The organism is Streptomyces sp. NPDC048637, assembly GCF_040650675.1.
Lineage (GTDB): Bacteria > Actinomycetota > Actinomycetes > Streptomycetales > Streptomycetaceae > Streptomyces.
Window position 1 is genome coordinate 75,809 of record NZ_JBEZHQ010000016.1, and the last position, 24,662, is coordinate 100,470.

The window sequence follows — 24,662 nt, forward strand, 5'->3', positions numbered from 1 at the left end:
CTTCGGACTCCTATTCGGCCGGTGCGGATTGCTCGGCGATCAGCGTGCGGGCCGCGTCGAGGTCGTCGGGCGTCTTGAGGGCGAGGGTCCGCACGCCGGGCAGTGCGCGCTTGGCCAGGCCGGTGAGCGTGCCGCCGGGAGCCGCCTCGATGAGCGTGGTCACCCCGAGCTCCTTGAAGGTCTCCATGCACAGGTCCCAGCGCACGGGGTTGGCCACCTGGCCCACCAGCCGCTGCACCAGCTCCTGGCCGGAGGAGACCAGCGCTCCGTCCTTGTTGGAGACGTAACGGGTGTGCGGATCGGCGACCGACAGCTGAGTGGTCGCGGATTCCAGGGCCGAAACGGCGGGTGCCATGTGGTGAGTATGGAACGCGCCGGCCACCTTCAGCGGTACGACCCGGCGAGTGCCTTCCGGCTTGTTCTCGACCAGCGTGGCGATCTGCTCGGCGGTACCCGCGGCGACGATCTGGCCGGCACCGTTCACATTCGCCGGGGTCAGGCCCAGCTGCTCCAGATGCGGGATGACCACGGCCTCGTCGCCGCCCAGCAGCGCGGCCATACCGGTCTCGGTGATGGCGGCGGCCTCGGCCATCGCCTGGCCGCGCCGGCGCACCAGCGTCATCGCGGCCTCGTCGGTCAGCGTGCCGGCCAGCGCGGCGGCGGCCAGCTCACCGACGCTGTGGCCGGCCACCGCGCCGGCCTGCGTGGCGACGTCGTCGGTCGTGGCGAACAGCTGCCGGGCGGAGAGCAGGGCGGCCGCCACCAGCAGCGGCTGCGCCACCGCGGTGTCGCGGATCTCCTCCTCGTCCGCCTTCGTGCCGTAGTGGACCAGGTCCAGGTCGATGGCGGCCGACCAGGCGCGGAGCTGGTCCTCGACACCGGGAAGGTCGAGCCAGGGAGTCAGGAAGCCGGGCGTCTGAGCGCCTTGGCCGGGAGCGACGAGTACGAGCACCCTCACACTCTCTCTTGTGGGTGGTTCCGCCCGCCCGTGGGGACAAGGACGAAGAACCATCGGGGGAATTGTTGGTGTCCGACAAAAGTCTAGGGTTGTGCCTCACTGTCAGCCAGGCGCCCCAGAATCAGTGCGATACGGAGGGTGAAGGCCGAGCGCACATCGGAGGGTGACCAGCCGGTGACGTCCGTCACACGTCGCAGCCGATAGCGCACGGTGTTGGGGTGCACGAACAGCATCCTGGCGGCCCCCTCCAGACTGCTCGCCTGCTCCAGATAGACGCTCAGCGTCTCCAGCAGCGCCGACCCGGCTTCCTCCAGCGGTCTGTAGATCTCCTCCACCAACTGCTCGCGCGCGACCGGGTCCGAGGCCATCGCGCGCTCCGGCAGCAGATCGTCCGCGAGCACCGGCCGCGGGGCGTCCGGCCAGGCGGCACACGCCCGCAGCCCGGCGGCGGCGGCCTGGGCCGAGCGGGTCGCGGCCAGCAGATCGGAGACGACCGGGCCGGCCACCACGGGGCCGGCGGCGTACGGGCCGATCAGTGCCTTCGCGGTCTTCAGCGGATTGTCTGAACCACCCGCGATCACTACCAGGCGGGAGCCCAGCACGCCGGTCAGGACCTGGAGCTTGGCGTGCCGGGCGGCCCGCCGGATGGCCTCCACGGTCAGCTCGCTGTCCCCGTCCGGCGCGGTGCCCAGCACCACACACACATGCTCGGGGGAGTTCCAGCCCAGCGCCGCCGCGCGGGAGACCGCGCCCTCGTCCGCCTCCCCCGACAGCACCGCGTTGACCACCAGCGACTCCAGGCGGGCGTCCCAGGCGCCACGGGCCTCGGCCGCCTGGGCGTAGACCTGGGCGGTGGCGAAGGCGATCTCCCGGGCGTAGACCAGCAGCGCCTCGCGCAGCACGGACTCGTCGCCCGGGGCCGCGACCTCGTCGATCGCGGACTCCATGACCTCGATGGTGGTGCGGACCATCTCCACGGTCTGCCGCAGCGTGATCGCCCGGGTCAGTTCGCGCGGCGCCGTACCGAAGACATCGGTGCTGATCGCCTGGGGGGTCTCCGGATGCCGGAACCATTCGGTGAACGCGGCGATACCGGCCTGGGCGACCAGGCCGATCCAGGAACGATTCTCCGGGGGCATCGCGCGGTACCACGGCAGCGTGGCGTCCATGCGGGCAATGGCGGCGGCCGCCAGCTTGCCGGACGAGTTCTCCAGGCGCCGGAGGGTCGCGGAGTGCGGGTGCGCGTCGCGCGATGCGGGTTCAGACACGGGACAAGCCTGCACTATCGGGGCGGGGAGGGGAGGGGGCGGGGCTACCGTGGGCCCATGATTCAGGTGCGGAGAGGCCATGAACGGTATCCGGGCGGGGACGCGGAGGCCGGGATCGAGTCGCTGCACGCGTTCTCCTTCGGGCCGCATTTCGACCCGGAGAACCTGCGCTTCGGCGTGCTGATCGCCTGCAACGAGGAGCGGCTGGCGGGGGGCGCCGGATTCGACGAGCACCCCCACCGCGACACGGAGATCGTGACCTGGGTGGTCGAGGGGGAGCTGACCCACCGCGACACGGCCGGGCACGAGACCACCGTACGCCCGGGCGATCTCCAGCGGCTCAGCTCGGCGGGCGGCGTCCGGCATGTGGAGCGCAACGACGGCGACGGGCCGCTGTGCTTCGTCCAGATGTGGCTGGCGCCGCACGAGGCCGGCGGGGAGCCGTCGTACGAGGTGGTGCGCGGGATCGCCGACGGCACCCCGTACGCGGTTCCGCGGGCCGGCGCCCTGCTGCATGTGCGCCGCCTCGCCGACGGCGAGCGCACCGCGGTCCCGGATGCCGCACGGGCCTATGTGCAGGTGGTGCGCGGCGCCGTCCGCCTCGGCGACGAGCGCCTGGAGGCCGGTGACGCGGCGCGGATCACCGACGGGGAGGGGCTGGAGCTGCGGGGGCTGGCGGCGGCGGAGTGCCTGGTGTGGGAGATGGGGCCGGAGCCCGCGTACGGGTGAGCCGGTGCGGGCCCGGACGGCCGGTGCCGCTCGGGCCCGTCCGAACTCCGGGTCAGGCCGCCGCCAGCTCGGCCAGCACCGCGTCCGTCAGCGGCGGCCAGGCCTCGATCGCCCACGGCCCGAAGGCCCGGTCGGCCAGTGCCACACAGGCCACGCGGGCGTCCGGGTCCACCCACAGGAACGTCCCGGACTGTCCGAAGTGTCCGAACGTACGGGACGAGGACGAGGCGCCCGTCCAGTGCGGTGACTTGCCGTCACGGATCTCGAAGCCCAGCCCCCAGTCGTTGGGCTTCTGGTTCCCGTAGCCCGGCAGCACCCCCGACAGACCGGGGAAGACGACCTGGGTCGCCGCCGCGAGTGTCTGCGGTGCGAGCAGCCTGGGTGCCTGCAGTTCGGCCGCGAAATGAATCATGTCGGCGACCGTGGAGACCCCGCCCTTGGCGGGTGAGCCGGGCAGCTCCGTCGCGGTCATCCCGAGCGGGGCGAGCACCGCCTCGTGCAGATACTGCGGGAAGGGGATGTCGGTCGCCTTGGCTATGTGGTCGCCCAGCGCCTCGAAACCGGCGTTGGAGTAGATCCTGCGAGTACCCGGCTCGGCCATGATGCGCGGCTCGTCGAAGGCCAGCCCCGAGGTGTGGGCGAGGAGATGACGCACCGTGGACCCCTCGGGCCCGGCCGGCTCGTCCAGCTCGACGGCGCCCTCCTCGACGGCCAGCAATGCGGCGTACGCGGCCAGCGGCTTGGTCACGGACGCCAGCGGGAAGCGATGCTCCAGGGGGCCGTACGCTCCGGCCACCGATCCATCGGCTCGTACGACGGCGGCCGCAGCGGTGGGCACCGGCCAGTTCTCGATCATCCGCAGGCTCTGCATGCCCACGAGCTTAGGGGCCGGTCCGGCGTCCCCAAATTCCGGTCAAGTCTGCCGGTGATCGGCGCTTGCTTGGAGTGCGCTCGAAGTCTCTAGCGTTGAAGACGTCGAGAGGCATCCGGCGAAAACGCCGGGAGACGTCCGGCGCGACAGGGGAGACGGGGCATGACGGTAATGCAGAGCGGACCGGCGGCGAGCGGCGCGACCGCGATCGGGAGGCCGCCGGCGAAGGTGCGTAACTGTGGCACCGCGCCCCCGCATCCGCGGCCCACGGGCCGCGACCAGTACACGATCAGCGAGGTGGCGGAGCACACCGGGCTCAGCGCCCACACTCTGCGCTGGTACGAGCGCATCGGCCTGATGTCGCACGTGGACCGCACCCACACCGGGCAGCGGCGCTTCACCAACCGCGACCTCGACTGGCTGAGCCTGGTGACCAGGCTGCGGCTGACCGGAATGCCGGTCGCGGACATGGTCCGCTACGCCGAGCTGGTGCGGGCGGGCGAGTGCACCTTCGCCGAGCGGGAGCAGCTGCTGACCGCGCATCGCGAGGACGTACGGCAGCGCATAGCCGAGCTGCAGAGCACGCTGGACGTACTCGACTACAAGATCGACATCTATGCCGACGCCCGGCGGGCGTCCGAGAGGTTCTGAGGTCTCATGGGTAGCGAGAAGATCGAGACGGTCGAGCTGGGCAACGGCGGACCGCGGGTCGGAGTGCAGGGCCTCGGCTGTATGGGCATGAGCTTCGCCTACGGCCCGACGGACACCGACGAGGCACGGGCCACGCTGGAGCGCGCACTGGAACTGGGCGTGACGCTCTTCGACACCGCCGACATGTACGGCATGGGGGAGAACGAGAAGTTCATCGCCCCGTTCATCCGGGCGCACCGCGACGAGGTCGTGCTGGCCACCAAGTTCGCGATATCCCTCGACCCGGACGACCCGTCCAAGCGCCTCATCCGCAACGACCGTGCCTACCTCCGCCAGGCCGTCGAGGGCAGCCTCCAGCGCCTGGGGGTGGACGAGATCGACCTGTATTACATGCACCGGCGCGATGTGAATGTCCCGATCGAGGAATCGGTCGGTGCCATGGCCGAGCTCGTCGCCGAGGGCAAGGTCAAGCACCTGGGCCTGAGCGAGGTGACCGGCAGCGAACTGCGCGCGGCGCAGGCCGTGCACCCGATCACCGCGCTGCAGTCCGAGTGGTCGCTGTTCAGCCGGGACATCGAGGACGGTGTGGTGCAGGCGGCGGCCGAGCTCGGCGTCGGTGTCGTGCCGTACTCACCGCTCGGCCGGGGCTTCCTGACCGGTGCGTTCGTCCAGGCCGAAAGTGAGCTGGGCGCGGACGACTTCCGCCGCCAGCAGCCCCGCTTCACCGGCGACAACGCGGCCGCCAACGCCGCGCTGCTGGAGCCGGTCCGCGCGATCGCCGACGCCCATGGCGCCACGCCCGGCCAGATCGCGCTGGCCTGGGTGCAGCAGCAGGCCACGGCACGCGGCCTGGCCGTCGTCCCGATCCCCGGCACCCGTAAGCGCAGCCGGATCGAGGAGAACACCGGGGCGACCCGGATCCAGCTGACCGAGCAGGACCGGGCGCTGCTGGAGCCGATCGCCGGGAAGGTCGCGGGGGCACGGTACGCCGACATGTCGTTCACCTCGGCGGGACGGGAGTAGGCCCCGCGGGGCGGGGCCGAGGGTGTCCTGCCCCTTCCCGGTCAGGCGCGGGGCGGGGCCGAGGGCGCCCCGCCCCTTCCCGGGCAGCGCGCCCCGCCGCGGACACCCTCAGGCCAGCCCCAGCGCAAAGGCCCCGAACCCGGTGGCCAGCAGCGCCATGGCGGCCCGGCGGACCCGGGTGACACCCGTCCAGGGCGCCTCGAAGCGGCGGGTGGTGCGGCCGATCAGGAGCAGTGCGGCGGCGAAGACCGGCAGCCAGGCGAGCCGGGCCAGGACCCAGCCGAGGGTGTCGGGAGCCACCGTCAGCCCGGGGACCTGCCCCAGGAAGGACGCCGGTACGGCCAGCGAGAGCATCGCCGTCTGGTGCCAGCACAGGATCGTCAGCGCGGAGAGGTTGACGATCGCCACCGGTGCCCACAGGACAGGCCGGCGCAGCAGCCGGGCGAGCCGGTCACGGAGCAGGACCGCGGCGCCGGACTGGGCGGCGGCCAGCGCCAGGACCAGCAGCGACGGCGGGTGGGAGTTGGTACGGTCCTGCCCGGGGACGCCGACCATGCTCGTCGGGTAGTGGAAGAACAGCAGCAGCGCGGCGAACACCGCGGCGCCGCCGAGCAGCAGCGACCAGGCGGCGCGTCCGCCCAGCCGCCGCTCACCCCAGGACACGCCGAGCTGATAGGCGAACATCCAGCCGGGCAGCAGGTTGAGCAGACTCAGCCACGGCGGCATGGCGTCGGCGTACGGCCCGTAGCGCAGGAAGTCCACCGCGGCGACGGCCGCCGCCAGTGGCGCCGCGGCCCAGGCGCCCATCCACCGGGCGGCGCGAAGGCAGCAGGGCGTCAGCGCGGTGAGCACCGCGTACACGCCGACGAACCACAGCGGCTGGATCACCAGCGTCGCCCCGGTCCGCAGGGTCGCCTCCGGCACGCCCACGCCGTACAGGAGGGGCAGCAGCACCGCCCACACGGCCGTCACCCCGAGCACCGGACGGCCCAGCCGGACGAGCCGGCCGCGCAGCCAGACCCAGGTGGACTCGCCCCGTCCGGTGGCGCGCCGGAGGGACAGCACCGACGCATGCCCGCCGACCAGGAAGAAGATGCCGAGCAGCTGCAGGACCCAACTGGCCGGTGCGAGCTGGCCGACGGCGGTCAGCAGGCTGGCGTTGTGCAGCGCGCCCCCGGTGTCGAGGGTGAAGCCGCCGATCAGCCAGTGGCCGGTGGGGACGGCGAGCAGCGCCAGCGCCCGCAGCCCGTCGAGCGCACGGTCGCGGTCCGCGGGCGTGCGGTCCGCCACGGCCCGCGCGGCCGTGGCGCCGATGTGCGGGCGTCTGCCGCGCCGGGCGGTGATGAGCAGCCTGGACATGGTGGTGTCTCCCTCTCCCGTGGGTGTGACGGAGGGAAACGTAGGGAGCAGGTATATGACGCGGCGTCACACCGCGGAGCCGACTCCCGGGTACTACGGGCGTAGGGGGGCCCGGCCGCGCTCGTCCTCAGGAAGGAGAGCCGGGCAGGCAGGGCAGGTGCTACCGCTCACCGGGCGAGACCAGCCCCGACTCATACGCGAAGATCACGGCCTGGGCGCGGTCCCGTAGCCCCAACTTGGCGAGCACCCGGCTGACATGGGTCTTCACGGTCTGCTCGGCGACGATCAGGGCATCGGCGATCTCCTGGTTCGACAGCCCGCGGGCGATCAGCTCCAGGACCTCCGTCTCGCGCGGCGTGAGGCCGTTCAGCCGCAGCGAGGGCCGGCCCTTCCGGGTCACCGGCCCCGAGCGGGCGAAATCGGCGATCAGCCGCCGGGTCACGGACGGCGCCAGCAGCGCCTCACCGGCCGCCACGACCCGGACCGCGGCGATCAGATCGGCCGGCGGCGCGTCCTTGAGGAGAAAGCCGGACGCCCCGGCGCGCAGCGCCTCGTAGACATAGTCGTCGACGTCGAACGTGGTCAGCATCAGCACCTTCGGGCGATGGGTGACGCCGACGGGCGGCTCAAGCAGCTGACGGGCCGCCTCCAGACCGTCCATCTCCGGCATCCGCACATCCATCAGCACCACATCGGGGTGCGTCCGGCGGCTCAGGGCCACGCCCTGCACACCGTCCGGGGCGTCGCCCACCACGTCGATATCGCTCTGCGCGGCGAGCAGCGCGGCAAAGCCCGCACGCACCATGGCCTGGTCGTCGACGATGATCACGCGCGTGGTCATACGGAGTGGGAATCCTTTGTGGAGAGGGGCGACGCCGGGGCGGTCGGCGGCGGGAGAGGAAGCTGGGCGGCGACCCGGAAGCCGCCGTCGGGCAGCGGACCGGTGTCGAGCGAACCGTCCACCAGCCGGACCCGCTCACGCATACCGATGAGGCCATGACCGGTGCCGGTGGTCTCCAGCGGCGCGGACGGTGCGGACGGCGCGGAGTTGACGACCAGCACCGTCAGCCGGGTGCCGTCCGCGGCCGGCGTCACCGACACCCGGGTCCGCGCCCCCGGAGCATGCCGCACCACATTGGCCAGCGCCTCCTGAACGATGCGGTACGCCGACAGATCCACCGCCGGTTCGAGCGCCACCGGCGCCTCCGGCAGCGCCAACTCGACCGGCACACCCGCCCGTACGGTCCCCTCGACCAGCTTCGGCAGCATGCCGATCCCGGGCTGCGGGGTCTTCTCCGGGCCGTCGTGCTGCTCCGCCTCCTCGCTGCGCAGTACCCCGAGCAGCCGGCGCATCTCCGCCAGTGACTCCCGGGCGGTCGCCGCGATCGAGCCGAACTCGTCCTCGGCCTCCCGGGGAATCCCGCTGATGCGGTACGGGGCACTGGCCGCCTGGACCGTGATCACCGACATGTGGTGCGCGACGACATCGTGCAGTTCACGGGCGATCCGGGCGCGCTCCTCCAGCAGCGTCCGATGGGCGCGCTCGGCCTCGCTGATGGTCTCCTGCTCGATCAACTTGCGCTGGGCGTCGCCGCGTTCGCGCAGTGTGGCGCCCATCATCAGCACCACACCGGCGAGTACGAACAGCAGCACCCAGGTGCTGGTGCTGCCGTCGGGGGTGAACACCTCGGAGAGCACGCCCGCCACACCGGTCGTCAGCCAGACGGCGGTCAGGGTGCGACGGCGCTCGCGCAGGGACAGCGCCAGCATCAGGGCGAGATAGCCGACGATCTCCGTGGGCGGCCAGGGCCAGGCGCGGCCCGCGACGCCGTCGGCGCCGATGAGCGCCACGGCACCGATGACATCCGCCGCGAAGATCACCCACCAGGCCTGCAGCGGCCGGGTCACCGCGAGCAGCAGCGGCACGGTCTGCGCGGTGGCGAGTGCGCCGGCCGGCCCGCCGTTCAGGCCGTAGTCGTTGCTGAGGACGTTGATGCTCGTCGGCAGCAGGGACACCGCGAACCCGAACGCGACGACATAGGGCAGGCGGCGCAGCCAGGGACTCCGGACGCTGCCCAGCAGCGGGGTGCCGGGCTCGGTCGGGGTGCCGAGCTCCACGGCCAGGACACGCAGCGCCTGGCGTGCGGCACGCAGCACCCGTTGACGGGCCGGCTCACGCACGGGGCCGGGAGCCGGCCCGCGTTCGGGGGTGGAAGATCGTTCGGTCATCGCGCCCTCCATCTAAGCGGAGCGCGGCGGCCACGGCGTCATACCAGGGGCCGGGCTTTCGCCCCGTACCACGGTATGACGCCCTGCCCGGCCAACGGGCCCCCGATCCCGCCACGTTCCGGAAGACAGGCCCTACAGCTCTGCGAGCAGCTCGGCCTTCTTCGTGCTGAACTCGTCGTCGGTCAGCAGCCCGGCACCGTGCAGCTCGCCGAGGTGCCGTATCCGGTCCGCGATGTCTGCGGGATCGCGGCGTGTCTCGCCGGTCCGGTGGCGTACCGGCGCGCCGTCCGGTGTCTCCTGCGCGGGCTCGGTGGCGCGTACGGCCTGCAGCACCGAGGCCGCGAACGGCAGCGACTCGTGCACGGGGCCGTACCCCAGCCCGAACGTCACGGCGGCCGGATCCTGGTCCGCCTCGCCCGTTCCCGGCTCGCGGGCCCCGCGCTCCAGCAGCCGCAGATAGCCGTTGAGGATCTCCGGCGACCGCCATTCGATCCCGGCCAACTCGCCGACGGGGAAGGTCTGGTCGCCGCACTTCCACTTCGCCGAGGACGCGCCCGTCCAGAACCACCGGAAGGCGACCGCATGCCCGTCGAAGGACGCCTTGCCGTCATACGCCTTGAAGTGCAGCGGGGGCTCCGGCGCGGCCACCAGATGGCGGTCGGCGGGCTCCTTCGCATCGGGCCCGAGCACCGTGCGCAGCTCGTCGGCGTAGTACTCGGCCAGCGTCTCGCGGTCGGCCGGCAGCACCAGCCGATAGGGATCGGCGTCCTCCTTGAGCTGCCCGTTCGCCGCTTCCATCAGGGGGTCGGCGCCGTGCCGGGGCACGGCGTGCAGCACCACCGTGCCACGTCTGCCCCCGGTCACCTCGACGGAGCTCAGCGCCTCGTACGGAATGCGTCGCTCACCGAGCGCCTGGAACAGCTTCGGCCTGCGGATCCCCCGTTCGAAGCGGATGAGTACGGAGTCCGTGTCGAACTCCCAGACGGCGTGAAAACCGGCCAGAACATCACCCATGCGGCTCATCGTATGCGGGCGGTTGCCCACCCGTCCCCCTTCCTGACACCTCGGGGGCGCCTGCAGAAGCGGCGCGTGTCACTCCGGTCACCTGCGCCGGCCCTCGCCTCGTGGACGTCTCCGCCGCCGGACGCGGTTCCCGCAGGCACGGCCCGTCCCCGGGCGCCGGGCCGTGCCTGCGGGAGCCGGCCCGCGGCCCCGCGGTCCTCAGACCAGACCAGTGCTGCACTTCGGATCGTCGGACGCGCAGTCGACGGTCCCGGCCGCGCCGACCCCGACGAGCGCGAAATTGCGCAGACTGCGGGTGCCTGGCGCGAAGTAGCCGGCGTGCCCGATGGCGCCGTCGGCCGACAGGAGCCGGGAGCCGAAGGACGGGTCGACCGGGTCGGCGCCGTGCCCGAGCCCGCCGACCTCCAGGTTCGGGATGTCCTGGATCCAGTCGTCGGAGTCCCGCATCGCCCAGACCCGGGCCCGGGTGCCCAGCCCGGAGCGGCTCTCGGCCCGCATGCCGGGGCTGCCGGCGACCGCGATGTCCTCCACGTTGGACGGCAGGTCCCGGGCCGCGACACCGCACACCACGGATCCGTAGCTGTGGCAGAACAGCGAGACGGCATCGGAGGAGGACAGCGAGTTCACCAGGGAGCGCAGCCGGACCGCACCGGCGGCGGCGAGCTGCCCGGTGGCGGCCTCGACGCCGACACCGGCCGGCGTCGTGTAGTCGGCCCAGGCGATCACGGCCGTACGGGCGCTCGGCCGGGCCTCCCGTTCGGCGCCGTAGAGGGCGCGCGCCATACCGACCGGGGCGGTGGTCGCCCGCGCGGTGCGCTCGAAGGTCGTCAGATTGGTGTCCACCCCGGGCACCACGACGGACACCCGGTGGGCCGCCGGGAGATTGCCGAAGACCTCGGCGGCCCGGCCGCCGCCGGCCGGATCGAAGGCCAGGATCTGCCGGCCGGGGCTCATCATCGATTCGAGGCGGTGCATCAGCCGGCCCGCCTCCTGGCGGCCGACGGGGGTGAGCCGGTGGTCGCTCATCCGGCGTTTCTCGACGCGCCGGGCGTCGTCGATCGCCAGCCGGTTGGCGCGGTAGCGCAGCTTCACGGGGGCGCCGCCCAGATTGCCGACGACCAGCGGATAGCGGGCGGCGAGCTGCTGCTTCTCGGCCCGGTTGAGCGTGGCGAAGAAGGCCCGGAGCGCGGCCGGCGGACCCTGCGGGTCGGGCAGCGGGCGTCCGAGGAAGGTGGCGTGCTGCCAGGAGGTCCTGGCGGTGGCCAGTGGGTTGGCGTCTTCCTTGGTGCCTCTGACTGCCGTCCAGCCGGTTATGGCAAGCATGACGAACACCACCGCCAGAGCGAGGGCGGCACGCCACGCGGTGGACTGCAGGAAACCGGAGGAGGGGCCGAGGCCCGAGAAGGAATTCACCGCGAGCCACCCTAGGAGACCTGAGAGGGCGTCCGCTGTGACCGTGAGTGATATCACGTTTCACGGTGGGTATTTCGACCAAAACGGACACCTATTGGTGATTTCCGGTGCTCAGCCGTGCAGGGGCGATCTCAGGGGGTCGCCGTGATGATCGCTTAGCGGTGGGATTTCGTCACGGAGGGTAGGGGCGTCGCGGCGCGTGAATGCATGCACGGGCGGCCCGCCCCGCACCGCGTGTCCGCCGGGCCCGTAGCCGGTGGGCTCAGCGCGCCCGCCAGTCGTCGTCCATCGCCGGCCCGATCTGGTCCAGATAGGACTGGGCCACCTCGCGGATTGACGCCACGCTGCAGTCCTCGCCCTCGCCCCACACCCGGCCGGCCACCCGCATCACCCCGCTGAACGCGGCGACCAGCACCCGCGGCCGGGGGTCGGCGTCCAGGTCCAGCCCCTCACGCCGGGCGATCAGCAGCGCTATCTGCTCCTCCAGTTCGGAGGAGCGCCGCAGATGTGCGGCGACCAGTGCGGGCGTCGACTCGATCATCCGGAACGAGCGCATGTACAGCTCCACCGGGATCACCGATTCGATGACGCTGCCGATGTCGTCCCACGCCACCATCACGGCGCTGCGCAGGGCGGTCAGCGGCGCCTCCGCCGCGGGTCGCGCGGTCAGCTCGTCGAAGAAGCGGGCCTCGACCATCCCCTGGACGGCGAAGGCGACGTCCTCCTTGTTCGCGAAGTAGCGGAAGTACGTCCGCTGGGAGACATCCACCGCTTCCGCGATCTCGTCGATCGTCGTCGCCTCGTACCCCTGCTCCGTGAACAGTTCGAGCGCCGCCCGGATCAGGGCGTCGCGGGTGCGCTGCTTCTTGCGTTCCCGCAGGCCCGCGGGTGCCGGGTGCGGCGTCGGGGTCGCCATCCTGAGCCGCCTTTCCGTGGTGTTCTCGCTGCTCAGGTTACCTGTGAGCGAGATGACAGTTACCGACTCATGAAATACTTTGTCAACTGTCAGTGGCTGTCATTAGCCTCTCGGTATGAGTTCTCAGACCCCGGTCGCCGAAGCTGCGCCGGAACTTCCCGTACCGGACCCCCCGAAGGGACTGCGCGGCCATCCGTGGCTGACCCTCTTCTCCGTCGCCATCGGCGTCATGATGGTCGCCCTGGACGGCACGATCGTCGCCATCGCCAACCCGGCCATCAAGCAGGACCTCGGCGCCTCGCTCGCCGATGTGCAGTGGATCACCAATGGCTACATGCTCGCCCTGGCCATCGCGCTGATCACGGCGGGCAAGCTCGGTGACCGCTTCGGCCACCGCCAGACCTTCCTCATCGGCATCCTCGGCTTCGCCGCCGCCTCCGCCGCCATCGGGCTCTCCCACGAGGTCGCGCTGGTCATCACCTTCCGGGTGCTCCAGGGCCTGTTCGGCGCGCTGCTGATGCCCGCCGCGCTGGGGCTGCTGCGCGCCACCTTCCCGGCCGAGAAGCTCAATATGGCGATCGGGATCTGGGGCATGGTCATCGGCGCCTCCACCGCCGGCGGCCCGATAGTCGGCGGACTGCTGGTCGAGCGTGTCAACTGGCAGTCCGTGTTCTTCATCAACGTCCCGGTCGGTGTGCTGGCCCTGGTCCTCGGCCTGGTGATCCTCAAGGACCACCGCGCGGAGAACGCCCCCCGCTCGTTCGACATCCCGGGCATCGTGCTGCTCTCCGGCGCGATGTTCTGCCTCATCTGGCCGCTGATCAAGGCGGGCGAGTGGCACTGGGACAGCATGAAGACCTGGGGCTTCCTGATCGCCTCCGTGGTCCTCTTCGCCCTGTTCGCCCTCCTGGAGAGCAAGGTCCGCGAACCGCTCATCCCGCTGCGGATGTTCCGCTCGCTGCCGCTGACCGCCGGCACGGTCCTGATGGTGCTGATGGCCTTCGCCTTCATGGGCGGCCTGTTCTTCGTGACGTTCTACCTCCAGAACGTGCACGGCATGACGCCCGTCGACAGCGGTCTGCACCTGCTGCCCCTCACCGGCATGATGATCGTCGGCTCGCCGCTCGCCGGTGCCCTGATCACCAAGTTCGGCCCGCGTATCCCGCTCGTCGGCGGCATGGTCCTCACCGCCGTCGCCATGTACGGGATGTCCGGCCTCGACACCGACAGCGGCACCGGTCTGATGTCGCTCTGGTTCGCGCTGCTCGGTCTGGGGCTCGCACCCGTCATGGTCGGCGCCACCGAGGTCATCGTCGGCAACGCCCCGCTGGAGCTCTCCGGCGTCGCGGGCGGTCTCCAGCAGGCCGCGATGCAGGTCGGCGGCAGTCTCGGTACGGCCGTGCTCGGCGCGGTGATGGCCTCCCGCGTCGACAGCGACCTCCCGGACAACTGGAAGTCGGCCGGCCTCCCGCCGGTCCCGCCCGCGCAGGCGTCCCAGCTCTCCGACGCCGTCTCGGCCGGTATCGCGCCGGTCCCGAAGGGCACCCCGCCGGAGTTCGCCCAGAAGATCGCCTCCGCCGCCCATGACACCTTCGTGTCCGGTATGGGCCAGGCCTTCACGGTCGCCTGTGGTGTGGCGGTCGTCGCGGCGGTCGTCGCGTTCTTCACCAAGCGCGGCGCGAACGCCGAGGCGGGCGCCGGGGTCGGCCACATCTGACCGGCGCCCCGGCCGTACGGCGCCCGCCCCGCGGAGCGGCGTACGACCGGCAGGCCCCGCCCGCAGCGCCCGGCGCGCGGCACGCACGAGGACCCCTCGTCCGGCCGCGCGCCGTCGCATGGGCGGCGGGTGCACGGCCCGGCGGCGCCGACTGCCTGGCGGCGCGGACTGCCCGGTGGCGCCGACCGCCCGCCGCCGTCCCCGCCTCGCCGTCGCGCACCCACCGCGTCGCACCTCGCCGTCGCGCACCCACCGCGTCGCGCCTCGCCGTCAACCCGCGCTCCGGACCACCCCGGGCCCTCACCCGCCTTTTCCCAGGCGGCAGTTGGTCCCGGTACGCGGGGCGAATCCCTCATCCGGATGAGCCGTCCCGGGAACCGGCCGTCCCCAATACGGGCATGACGACGGGCCCGCAGCCACCGCACCCCGGCGGACACTGGGAGGAACGGTTTCCGCAGCCGGCCCGCGCCGCCCCGTCCGCCGTCAACCTCGCGCACCGGGCGCCCGTCCCCGGCCCGGTTGTCCGTCCACATACCTGATCCGGGTGGCAGTGCCGCCACGGGCTTGGCAGCCGCACACCGCCCTCGCGAAGCTCGATGACGAACCCGCCGCGGGCAACCGGCCCGCCGCGGGACCTCGGCGTCCTACTCCACGGGGGAGATTTCCATGCGCCTGCGTATGTCACGGACCACCGCACTCCTCACCGGCCTCCTGGCCGCACTGGCCGCGGCACTTGCCGTCCCGCCCACCCTCGGCACCCCGGCCGCCCACGCGGCCGGGGGCGGCCGTACCGCCGCTTCCGGCGACTGCGACGCGGGCCAGCTCTGCCTCTGGCCGAAGGCGGACTTCGGCGGCGGCCGGCGGACCTACGAGCTGTCCGGCACCGACATCGAGAGCTGTGTTCCGCTGCCCGAGGGGAGCGGCGCCGCCGCCCTCGCCAACCGCACGGGCCGGCCGGTCACCACCTACCAGAGCGTGGAATGCGCCGAGACCGCCGAGTTCGACACCTATCCGGGCGGCGGCAGCTGGGTGCCCCGATCCCCGTACCGGGTCAGGGCGTTCAAGGTATGGGAGCGCTGAACCGGCCGCCCGCGGGACCGCCCCCGCGCGCCCGCACTCCCCGCCCCACAGCACCGCGCCCCCCGACCGGCGAGGGACGCTGGTCGGGGGGCGCGGCGGAAGCGGTGCGGCGGCAGGCCGCGGAGCGGTCAGGCGTCGCCGCCGGCCTCACCCGCGTCGGCGGCTGCGACGTCCAGGAGCTGGTAACGGTCGATCGCCTGCTTCAGCAGCGACCGGTCGACCTTGCCCTCCTTGGCGAGCTCGGTGAGCACGCCGAGGACGATGGACTGCGCGTCGATGTGGAAGAAGCGACGGGCCGCACCACGGGTGTCCGCGAAGCCGAAGCCATCGGCACCCAGCGACTGGTACGTGCCGGGGACCCAGCGTGCGATCTGGTCGGGCACGGAACGCATCCAGTCCGAAACCGCGACCTTCGGGCCCTCGGCGCCCTGGAGCTTCTGCGTCACGTACGGGACGCGCTGCTCCTCCTCCGGGTGGAGCAGGTTGTGCTCCTCGATCTCCACCGCGTCGCGGCGCAGCTCGTTCCAGGACGTCGCCGACCAGACATCGGCCTTCACGTTCCACTCGTCCGCGAGGATCTGCTGGGCCTCGACCGCCCACGGCACCGCGACACCCGAGGCGAGGATCTGGGCGGTGTGCTCGCCCTTCTCGCCGGGCCTGACGCGGTGCAGACCCTTGAGGATGCCCTCGACGTCCGCATCGGCCGGCTCCGCGGGGTGCAGGATCGGCTCGTTGTAGACGGTCAGGTAGTAGAAGATGTCCTCGGAGTTCTCGCCGTACATCCGGCGCAGACCGTCCTTGACGATGTGCGCGATCTCGTAACCGTAGGCCGGGTCGTAGGCGACACAGGCCGGGTTGGTCGAGGCCAGCAGCTGGGAGTGGCCGTCGGCGTGCTGCAGACCCTCACCGGTCAGCGTCGTACGGCCGGCCGTCGCGCCGAGCACGAAGCCGCGGGCGAGCTGGTCGGCCATCTGCCAGAACTGGTCACCGGTGCGCTGGAACCCGAACATCGAGTAGAAGACATAGACCGGGATCAGCGGCTCGCCGTGCGTCGCATAGGCCGAACCCGCCGCGATCAGCGAGGCCGTGCAGCCCGCCTCGGTGATGCCGTCGTGCAGCATCTGGCCGGTGGGCGACTCCTTGTAGGCCAGGAGAAGTTCGCGGTCGACCGACTCGTACTGCTGGCCCAGCGGGTTGTAGATCTTGGCCGACGGGAAGAACGCGTCCATACCGAAGGTGCGGTACTCGTCGGGCGCGATCGGCACGAAGCGCTTGCCGATCTCCTTGTCCCGCATCAGGTCCTTCAGAACCCGGACGAACGCCATGGTCGTGGCGATCTTCTGCTGACCGGAGCCCTTCTTGGCGCCCGCGTAGGCCTTGTCGTCCGGCAGCTGCAGCGGCTCGGCGCGCACGACCCGGGTGGGCACATAGCCGCCCAGGCCCTTGCGGCGGTCGTGCATGTACTGGATCTCTTCGGAGTCGCGACCCGGGTGGTAGTACGGCGGCGCGCCGTCCTCCAGGTCCTTGTCCGGGATCGGCAGGTGCAGCCGGTCACGGAAGCCCTTGAGGTCCTCGACCGTCAGCTTCTTCATCTGGTGGGTCGCATTGCGGCCCTCGAAGTTCGGGCCGAGCGTCCAGCCCTTGACGGTCTGCGCGAGGATCACCGTCGGCTGGCCCTTGTGGGCCTTGGCCGCCGCGTATGCCGCGTAGATCTTCTTGTGGTCGTGACCGCCACGGCCCAGGTGCAGGATCTGGTCGTCGGTCATGTTCTCGACCATCGCGCGCAGCCGCTGGTCGTCGCCGAAGAAGTGGTCGCGGATGTAACCACCGGTCTCGGTGGCGTACGTCTGGAACTGACCGTCCGGCGTGCTGTTGAGCTTGTTGACCAGGATGCCGTCGCGGTCCTGCGCGAGCAGCGGGTCCCAGCTGCGGTCCCACACCAGCTTGATGACGTTCCAGCCGGCGCCGCGGAACTGCGACTCCAGCTCCTGCATGATCTTGCCGTTGCCGCGGACCGGGCCGTCGAGGCGCTGCAGGTTGCAGTTGACGACGAAGGTCAGGTTGTCCAGGCCCTCACGGGCGGCGATGGACAGCTGGCCGAGCGACTCGGGCTCGTCCATCTCGCCGTCGCCGAGGTAGGCCCAGACGTGCGACTTGGAGGTGTCGGCGATACCGCGCGCCTCCATGTAGCGGTTCATCCGCGCCTGGTAGATCGCGCCGAGCGGGCCAAGGCCCATCGAGACGGTCGGGAACTCCCAGAAGTCCGGCATCAGCCGCGGGTGCGGGTAGCTGGACAGCCCGTTGGGAGCCTTGGACTTCTCCTGGCGGAAGGCGTCGAGCTGGGATTCGCTCAGCCGGTCCAGGAGGTACGCGCGGGCGTAGACACCGGGCGAGGCATGCCCCTGGAAGAAGATCTGGTCGCCGCCGTCACCCTCGTCCTTGCCCCGGAAGAAGTGGTTGAAGCCCACGTCGTAGAGGGAGGCGGAGGAGGCGAAGGTGGCGATGTGGCCGCCGACGCCGATGCCCGGACGCTGGGCGCGCGAGACCATCACGGCGGCGTTCCACCGGGTCGCGTTCAGGACCTTGCGCTCGATCTCCTCGTTGCCCGGGAAGAACGGCTCGTCCTTGGTCGCGATGGTGTTGACGTAGTCCGTGCTGCGCATCTCGGGCACGGCCACACGCTTCTCGCGGGCGCGCTCGATCAGGCGGAGCATGAGGTAGCGGGCACGTTCCCGGCCTCGCTCGTCGACGGCCGCGTCGAGCGAGTCGAGCCATTCCTGGGTCTCTTCGGGATCGAAGTCCGGGACCTGGCTGGGAAGGCCGCCAATGATGATCGGGTTTCGATCGGATCCGGAAGCCACGCTGTTCCTTCGTGTTCGGTTCGTGTCGTGCTCTGCAGGGTTTTCATGCTGCGCACGGGACGAATGCTGTCTCTGCCTTGGTGTCGCGCCGTCTTCCATCGTGTACCGAGCCACAGGGATACGTCACCTCTACTGATGGGTAACCCATCAGTAGAGAGATGGCGCTGAAAAGGCCGATTTCTCGGGTCGGCCAAATCGCAACCATACGCCCATGTCGAAAGTGCTTCGCGTACGGACGTGCGGACCCCGAAAACAGGTCCGCAGGCCGCGGCTGCCCCCCGAAGGGACCAGTCCCGCGCCAGTACCCGATAAACCCTGCAGAAAGCTGTGGCGTGAATCACTTCAGCCTGTCCTGCTGGGGTCGCGGTTGCGGCGAGACGCCTCCAAACGTCACCGTTTCGGCGGTCTGAACCGCCGGGTACTTGCGCGATCCGCCCGGCCCGTGTGGACTACGCCCAATGCTCCGCGCACGCGCGGGGTCCCCGAGCATTTCCGAAACATGACAGGAGGCAATCCGTGAGCGCGACCGCGGACCACGCGGAGGAGCGGACCAACCCTGCCGCCAGGCTGGGGTTCGAGCCCGGACAGGTGGTCCAGGAGATCGGTTACGACGATGACGTCGATCAGGATCTCCGCGAAGGCATTGAGACCGTGATCGGCCAGGATCTCGTCGACGAGGACTACGACGACGTCTGCGACGTCGTTGTGCTGTGGTTCCGCGACGAGGACGGCGACCTCACGGACGCGCTGGTGGACGCCATCGGCCTGATCGACGAGGGCGGGCAGATCTGGCTGCTGACCCCGAAGACCGGCCGTGAGGGCTACGTCGAGCCGAGCGACATCAATGAGGCCGCGCAGACCGCGGGTCTGTCCCAGACCAAGAGCATCAACGCGGCCAAGGACTGGACCGGCAGCCGCCTGGTCACACCCAAGTCCGGCAAGCGCTGAGCCACACCGTCTCGACGTTCGCCACCGAGCCCCCTCCGCCTGTTCCGGAGGGGGCTCGGCCCTGTTCAGGACGGGTTCCCCGGGCGTGCACCCCGGCGCGTAGGGTTGGTCCCGTCCTGTTGACAGTGAGCGGAAGGGAAGCACCCCATGGCGATCGAGGTCGGCACGAAGGCTCCGGATTTCGAGCTGAAGAACCAGCACGGCGAGCTGGTCAAGCTCTCCGACTTCCGCGGCGAGAAGGCCGTCGTCCTCCTCTTCTACCCCTTCGCCTTCACCGGTGTGTGCACCGGCGAGCTCTGCGCACTCCGTGACGAGCTGCCGAAGTTCGTCAACGACGACGTCCAGCTGCTGGCCGTCTCCAACGACTCCCCGTTCTCGCTGCGCGTCTTCGCCGAGCAGGAGGGTCTGGAGTACCCGCTGCTGTCGGACTTCTGGCCGCACGGCGAGGCCTCGCGGGCGTACGGCGTCTTCGACGAGGAGAAGGGCTGCGCGGTGCGCGGCACGTTCATCATCGACAAGGAAGGCGTGGTGCGCTGGACGGTCGTCAACGGCCTGCCCGACGCCCGCGACCTGAACGACTACGTCAAGGCGCTCGGCACCCTCTGAGCCGGCGCACTCTCCCCAGGCGCGGCTGCGCCCACCGGGCCGACATCCGCATGATCCAGGTGCGATATCTGCAATCGGTGGGAACCGGTCACTAGGATCAATTCGTTGATCCGATGCCATGCACGATGGGGGCGCAGGTACCCCTCGAATCTATGGGAGGACTCGTGGGAGTCAGCCTCAGCAAGGGCGGCAACGTCTCGCTGACGAAGGAAGCGCCCAATCTGACCGCCGTCATCGTCGGTCTGGGCTGGGACGCGCGTACCACCACCGGTACGGACTTCGACCTGGACGCCAGCGCCCTGCTGGCGAACGACCAGGGCAAGGTGGGCAACGACCAGAACTTCGTGTTCTTCAACAACCTGAAGAGCCCGGACGGTTCGGTCGAGCACACCGGTGACAACATCACCGGTGAGGGTGAGGGCGACGACGAGCAGATCAAGGTGAATCTGGCCGCCGTGCCGGCCGATGTCGACAAGATCGTCTTCCCGGTGTCGATCTACGACGCCGAGACCCGCCAGCAGAGCTTCGGCCAGGTCCGTAACGCCTTCATCCGCGTGGTCAACCAGGCCGACAACGTCGAGCTGGCGCGCTACGACCTCAGCGAGGACGCCTCGACCGAGACCGCCATGGTCTTCGGCGAGCTGTACCGCAATGGCGCGGAGTGGAAGTTCCGGGCCATCGGCCAGGGCTACGCCTCGGGTCTGCGCGGTATCGCGCAGGACTTCGGCGTCAACGTCTGACCGGCCGGATCCGGGGTCCGGTCGTCGACGTCCGGCCGGGCAGCGCTGCCGTAGCGGCTGCCCGGGCCAAGAACGACCGCGTCCGGCGCCGTACGTCCCCTGTCCGGGGAGTGCGGCGCCGGACGCGCTTGAACGAGGGTTGCGGGCCGTGCACGGGCGGGGCGCGCACCGACACCGGGGAGGAAGCGAACGATGACAGTCACGCTTGCCAAGGGGGGCAATGTCTCCCTGTCCAAGGCCGCTCCGAATCTCACCCAGATCCTGGTCGGCCTGGGCTGGGACGCGCGGTCCACGACCGGAGCGCCGTTCGACCTGGACGCCAGCGCGCTGCTGTGCCGGTCGGGCCGGGTGCTGGGGGACGAGTACTTCGTCTTCTACAACAACCTCAAGAGCCCGGAAGGCTCCGTCGAGCACACCGGGGACAACCTCACCGGCGAAGGTGAGGGCGACGACGAGTCGGTCCTGGTGGATCTTTCACAGGTGCCCGAGCAGGTCGACAAGATCGTCTTTCCGGTCTCGATCCATGAGGCCGATCTGCGCGGCCAGAGCTTTGGCCAGGTCAGCAATGCCTTTATCCGCATTGTCAATCAGGCCGACGGTAGTGAACTCGCCCGCTACGACCTCAGCGAGGACGCCTCCGGCGAAACCGCGATGATCTTCGGCGAGGTGTATCGCTACAAGGGCGAATGGAAGTTCAGGGCGGTGGGGCAGGGGTACGCGTCAGGTCTCCGGGGCATCGCTCTAGACTTCGGGGTCAACGTTTCGTAAAGCGCCGCGCCCTGCGCGCGGGGGACCCACACAGCGAAGGATTGGGTGGCAGTGCTCCTGAAAACCTTTGGCTGGTCGTTCGCCATCACGGCGCTCGGCCTCGCCTTGGCGGGCGTGCTCTGGGGGTGGCAGGGGCTCGCGATTGTCGGGATACTGTCCATCCTGGAGATCTCGGTCTCGTTCGACAACGCCGTCATCAACGCAGGCATCCTGCGCAAGATGAACGCCTTCTGGCAGAAGATCTTCCTCACCATCGGCATCCTCATCGCGGTGTTCGGCATGCGGCTGGTGTTCCCGGTCGTCATTGTCGCGGTCACCGCGAAGCTGGGACCGATCGAGGCGGTCAACCTCGCCATCAATGACAAGGCGCAATACCAGGAACTGGTCACCAGCGCCCATCCGGCCATCGCGGCCTTCGGCGGTATCTTCCTGCTGATGATCTTCCTCGACTTCATTTTCGAGGAGCGCGACTACAAGTGGCTGTCCTGGATCGAGAAGCCGATGGCCAAGATCGGCAAGCTCGACACGCTGTCCATCATCATCGCGCTGGTCGTCCTGCTGGTGAGCGCGATGACGGTGGCCACCAGCGTTGCGCACGGCGGCGGTGACAAGAGCGCCACGGTGCTGCTGTCCGGTGTCGCAGGCCTCATCACGTACCTCGTCGTCGGCGGCATCTCGGGCTACTTCGAAGCCAAGCTGGAGGAGGACGAGGACGAGGACGGGGACGGGGACGAGGACGGCGAGGAGGCCCGCGAGACCGCGGTGGCTCCCGCGAAGAACGGCAACGGCGCAGTCGTGGGCCTGGCCGGCAAGGCCGCGTTCTTCATGTTCCTCTACCTCGAGGTCATCGACGCGTCCTTCTCCTTCGACGGCGTCATCGGTGCCTTCGCCATCACCAACGACATCTTCATGATGGCGCTGGGTCTGGGCATCGGCGCGATGTACATCCGCTCGCTGACGGTCTTCCTGGTCCACAAGGGGACCCTGGACGACTACGTCTACCTGGAGCACGGCGCCCACTACGCGATCGGCGCGCTGGCCGTCATCCTGCTCATCACGATCAAGTACGAGATCCACGAGGTCATCACCGGCCTGGTCGGCGTCGTGCTGATCGCGCTCTCCTTCGCTTCGTCCGTGATCCGGAACCGGCGCGAGGGCAAGCCTGGAGATTCATCGGGAGCGAAGTCGGAAGTCCCGTCCGGAGTGTGACGCGGCGCTGATTGAGGAACGCTCTCTGCGGGGCGGCCCTGGGGTACAGACCTCGGGCCGCCCCGCAGTATTGGGGCCGAGCAATGGGGTGGGCAAAGTGTCGTTCCTGGGGAACCTGTGGCGCGGTGGCAGCCAGAAGTTCGACTTCGACAGCGGTGGGGCGTCGTATGTCGTCGAGCTGACGAAGCGGAATCCGGTCGTCTCGCTGACCAAGCAAGGGGCCGCCACCGGGCATCTGCGGGTCAATCTGCACTGGCAGATGCGGACCTCGGATCTTCATGAACGGGGTGGGCAGGGCAAGGGCGGCCTGCTGCGGCATCCGGGCAAGCTGTTCAAGCCCGAGGTCGTGCAGGCGCAGGGGCCGGCCGTGGTCAATGTCGACCTGGATCTGGCCTGTCTGTACGAGCTCAAGGACGGCACCAGGGGTGTGGTGCAGCCGCTGGGCAACTTTCTGGGCGACCTCAACGGGCCGCCCTTCGTCAAGCTCAGCGGTGACGACCGCTTCGGCTCGGGGTCCGGCGAGACGCTCTACATCAACTTGGACCACCGCGATGAGATCAAGCGCATGCTGATCTTCGTCTACATCTACGACGGCACACCGGCCTTCGACCGTACGCACGCGGTCGTGACGCTCTATCCGAGCAGCGGACCGCGGGTGGAGGTCAAGCTGGACGAACGGGCGTCACAGGCTCGTTCCTGCGCCGTCTTCATGCTCGAGAACGTCAAGGGCGAGCTGATGGTGCGCCGCGAGGTGAAGTACGTCTACGGCTTCCAGGCGGAGCTCGACCGGCTGTACGGCTGGGGGCTCCAGTGGGGGCGGGGCTACAAGACCAAGGTGTGAGCCGCCCCCTGCGGCGCGCGGCCTGTGCGGCGCGCCGCTGGGTGGTGCGGTGGCTGTCAGCGGGATCTGCTGGATATCCGCTAACGGCGCTGGAACTGCGGCCCCTGGGGCGGCAGGACGAAGGACGGGTCCGGCACGAAGGGCTGCTGCATCGGGTAGCCGTACGTCGAGGGGTGCGGCTGCGGCTGCGGAGCGCCGTACGTGGACGGTGGCTGCTGCGGCGGCTGGTACTGGGGCGGCGGTCCCGGGTAGCCGTAGGTGGGCTGGGCCGGGGGCTGCGTTGGCGGTGGCGGAACGTGCTGCGGATAGCCGTAGCCGCCGTTCGTGGGCGGGGGCGCCGCAGATGCCGCGGCGGCGGAGGGCGGTGGTGCGGACGAGGGCAGCGGTGCGGAGGTGGGCGGTGCGGACGAGGGCAGCGGTGCGGAGGTGGGCGGTGCGGACGAGGGCGGCTCCGGCAGTGCATCCGCCACGTGCTGGGTGACGGCATCCGGGTCCGCCGTCGGGTAGGTCTGTGGGTCCGCAGCGGAGGGCGGGCCCGAGGCCTCTTCCGGCCAGGTGCTGGGCGGCGGGGTGGCAGGGGAGTCGGAGGGGCCGCTCGCCGGGCCGACGGGCGGGCTGCCGGACGGGCCGGGCCCGGCTTCCGGGGACGGCTCGTTGGCCGTCGTGGGCTCCGAGCCGGGCGACGCCGACACGGGTGCCTCCCGTGCCTCCGAGGCGGGCGGAGCGGAGCGTCCGGCGGCCGCCTCGTTCTCGTCCACCGAGATCCCGAACTCGGTCGCCAGACCGACCAGTCCGGTCTCGTACCCCTGCCCCAGCGCACGGAACTTCCAGGTCTCGGCGCGCCGGTACAGCTCCCCGCAGATCAGGGCCGTCTCATCGCCCGTCTCGGGCACCACGTCGAAGACCGCGATCGGCTCGCCGTCGCTCGCCGCCGCGTCGTACAGCAGGACCTGCAGATCCGTGACGCCCGCGAACGCCCCGCCGTCCGACGACGCGGCCAGGACGACCCGGTCCACCGCCGGGTCCAGCGTCGCCAGATCCGCCTCGATGGTGTCGGTCAGCTTGTCGGCGAGCTGAGTCTTGGGCAGATGCCGCACCAGGCCGCTGGGGTGGCGCGGTTGGTTGTAGAAGACGAAGTCCTCGTCGGAGCGCACACATCCCTCAGGTCCCACCAACAGGGCCGAGGCATCGACATCGGGGACACCTGCGCCGGGCGTCCAGCGCAGGACGGCCCGGACAGCCGTGGCATCGAGGGGTACGTTCGACCCTTTCAGCATCGCGTGCGTCATGCCGTAATCCTGCCTTCCCTGAGGTCGCAGGGACAACGCGGGGGCCCCGGAGTGGTGCAGGGCTCGCGATTGCGGACACCTGGGCGCCTCGTGGGGGTTACGTGATTTTCATGCACGCGGGAACTAACCAGACCCCCGCGCACGTACGATTACCGGCTGGATC

22 protein-coding genes are annotated in these 24,662 nt (G+C 70.4%); 11 read left to right on the forward strand and 11 right to left on the reverse strand.

All coding sequences use genetic code 11. The annotated features are described in order from the left end of the window. Window positions 1–10: 10 nt before the first annotated feature. Both AB0C46_RS20875 and AB0C46_RS20880 read right to left on the reverse strand, forming a co-directional pair. Complete coding sequence (locus AB0C46_RS20875) at window positions 11–952, reverse strand: ACP S-malonyltransferase (protein WP_362829410.1); 942 nt, start codon at window positions 950–952, stop codon at window positions 11–13. An 89-nt stretch (window positions 953–1,041) separates the two neighbouring features. After that, window positions 1,042–2,226, reverse strand: a complete 1,185-nt coding sequence (locus tag AB0C46_RS20880; RefSeq protein ID WP_362829412.1) for a helix-turn-helix domain-containing protein — start codon at window positions 2,224–2,226, stop codon at window positions 1,042–1,044. 57 nt (window positions 2,227–2,283) lie between these two features. On the opposite strand from AB0C46_RS20880, the gene AB0C46_RS20885 reads away from it, so the two are divergent. After that, entirely contained in the window at window positions 2,284–2,955 is a 672-nt protein-coding gene (locus AB0C46_RS20885) for a pirin family protein (protein WP_362829413.1), read from the forward strand. A 52-nt stretch (window positions 2,956–3,007) separates the two neighbouring features. On the opposite strand, the gene AB0C46_RS20890 is transcribed toward AB0C46_RS20885, so the two are convergent. Continuing rightward, entirely contained in the window at window positions 3,008–3,826 is an 819-nt protein-coding gene (locus AB0C46_RS20890; protein WP_362829415.1) for a serine hydrolase domain-containing protein, read from the reverse strand. 162 nt (window positions 3,827–3,988) lie between these two features. Between AB0C46_RS20890 and AB0C46_RS20895 the strand changes: the two genes are divergently transcribed. Then, window positions 3,989–4,477, forward strand: coding sequence for a MerR family transcriptional regulator (locus AB0C46_RS20895; RefSeq protein ID WP_362829416.1), 489 nt, complete (start codon window positions 3,989–3,991; stop codon window positions 4,475–4,477). 6 nt (window positions 4,478–4,483) lie between these two features. After that, on the forward strand, window positions 4,484–5,500 hold the full coding sequence (locus AB0C46_RS20900) for an aldo/keto reductase (protein WP_362829417.1): 1,017 nt from the start codon (window positions 4,484–4,486) through the stop codon (window positions 5,498–5,500). 108 nt (window positions 5,501–5,608) lie between these two features. Here AB0C46_RS20900 and AB0C46_RS20905 read toward each other — a convergent pair whose 3' ends face one another. From AB0C46_RS20905 to AB0C46_RS20930, 6 genes are all read right to left on the reverse strand, one after another. Continuing rightward, window positions 5,609–6,859, reverse strand: a complete 1,251-nt coding sequence (locus tag AB0C46_RS20905; RefSeq protein ID WP_362829418.1) for an acyltransferase — start codon at window positions 6,857–6,859, stop codon at window positions 5,609–5,611. 160 nt (window positions 6,860–7,019) lie between these two features. Continuing rightward, complete coding sequence (locus AB0C46_RS20910; RefSeq protein WP_362829420.1) at window positions 7,020–7,700, reverse strand: response regulator transcription factor; 681 nt, start codon at window positions 7,698–7,700, stop codon at window positions 7,020–7,022. Further along, window positions 7,697–9,088, reverse strand: coding sequence for a sensor histidine kinase (locus tag AB0C46_RS20915; protein WP_362829421.1), 1,392 nt, complete (start codon window positions 9,086–9,088; stop codon window positions 7,697–7,699). Before AB0C46_RS20915 ends, AB0C46_RS20910 begins: the two co-directional genes overlap by 4 nt. A 132-nt stretch (window positions 9,089–9,220) precedes the next feature. Beyond that, the gene (locus tag AB0C46_RS20920) at window positions 9,221–10,102 is read right to left on the reverse strand and encodes a DUF4429 domain-containing protein (RefSeq protein ID WP_362829422.1); all 882 of its coding nucleotides are present in this window, start codon (window positions 10,100–10,102) and stop codon (window positions 9,221–9,223) included. 207 nt (window positions 10,103–10,309) lie between these two features. Next, window positions 10,310–11,524: an alpha/beta hydrolase gene (locus AB0C46_RS20925; protein WP_362829423.1), complete on the reverse strand. Its 1,215-nt coding sequence runs from the start codon at window positions 11,522–11,524 to the stop codon at window positions 10,310–10,312. Between the two features lie 262 nt (window positions 11,525–11,786). After that, entirely contained in the window at window positions 11,787–12,440 is a 654-nt protein-coding gene (locus AB0C46_RS20930) for a TetR family transcriptional regulator (protein ID WP_362829425.1), read from the reverse strand. A gap of 115 nt (window positions 12,441–12,555) precedes the next feature. Between AB0C46_RS20930 and AB0C46_RS20935 the strand changes: the two genes are divergently transcribed. Beyond that, entirely contained in the window at window positions 12,556–14,157 is a 1,602-nt protein-coding gene (locus AB0C46_RS20935) for an MFS transporter (RefSeq protein WP_362829426.1), read from the forward strand. Between the two features lie 666 nt (window positions 14,158–14,823). After that, window positions 14,824–15,237 carry a peptidase inhibitor family I36 protein gene (locus tag AB0C46_RS20940; protein ID WP_362829427.1) on the forward strand — a complete coding sequence of 138 codons (414 nt, stop codon included), beginning with the start codon at window positions 14,824–14,826 and terminating at the stop codon, window positions 15,235–15,237. 128 nt (window positions 15,238–15,365) lie between these two features. Here the strand turns inward: AB0C46_RS20940 and aceE are convergent, their stop codons facing one another. Beyond that, window positions 15,366–18,098, reverse strand: a complete 2,733-nt coding sequence (gene aceE, locus AB0C46_RS20945; RefSeq protein WP_362829428.1) for a pyruvate dehydrogenase (acetyl-transferring), homodimeric type — start codon at window positions 18,096–18,098, stop codon at window positions 15,366–15,368. A 516-nt stretch (window positions 18,099–18,614) separates the two neighbouring features. Here aceE and AB0C46_RS20950 point away from each other — a divergent pair. From AB0C46_RS20950 to AB0C46_RS20975, 6 genes are all read left to right on the forward strand, one after another. Next, a complete protein-coding gene (locus AB0C46_RS20950) occupies window positions 18,615–19,046 on the forward strand; it encodes a DUF3052 domain-containing protein (protein ID WP_006605843.1) in 432 nt (143 codons plus the stop codon). A gap of 147 nt (window positions 19,047–19,193) precedes the next feature. Beyond that, window positions 19,194–19,652 (forward strand): peroxiredoxin, encoded by a 459-nt coding sequence (locus AB0C46_RS20955; protein WP_159746249.1) that lies wholly within the window; start codon window positions 19,194–19,196, stop codon window positions 19,650–19,652. Between the two features lie 164 nt (window positions 19,653–19,816). After that, on the forward strand, window positions 19,817–20,392 hold the full coding sequence (locus AB0C46_RS20960) for a TerD family protein (RefSeq protein WP_362829429.1): 576 nt from the start codon (window positions 19,817–19,819) through the stop codon (window positions 20,390–20,392). A 192-nt stretch (window positions 20,393–20,584) separates the two neighbouring features. Beyond that, entirely contained in the window at window positions 20,585–21,160 is a 576-nt protein-coding gene (locus AB0C46_RS20965) for a TerD family protein (protein ID WP_362829430.1), read from the forward strand. A 51-nt stretch (window positions 21,161–21,211) separates the two neighbouring features. Further along, a complete protein-coding gene (locus AB0C46_RS20970) occupies window positions 21,212–22,369 on the forward strand; it encodes a DUF475 domain-containing protein (RefSeq protein ID WP_362829517.1) in 1,158 nt (385 codons plus the stop codon). A gap of 97 nt (window positions 22,370–22,466) precedes the next feature. Then, window positions 22,467–23,210: a Tellurium resistance gene (locus AB0C46_RS20975; RefSeq protein WP_362829431.1), complete on the forward strand. Its 744-nt coding sequence runs from the start codon at window positions 22,467–22,469 to the stop codon at window positions 23,208–23,210. Window positions 23,211–23,290: 80 nt separating this feature from the next. On the opposite strand, the gene AB0C46_RS20980 is transcribed toward AB0C46_RS20975, so the two are convergent. Further along, on the reverse strand, window positions 23,291–24,499 hold the full coding sequence (locus tag AB0C46_RS20980; protein ID WP_362829433.1) for a TerD family protein: 1,209 nt from the start codon (window positions 24,497–24,499) through the stop codon (window positions 23,291–23,293). Window positions 24,500–24,662: the final 163 nt, after the last annotated feature.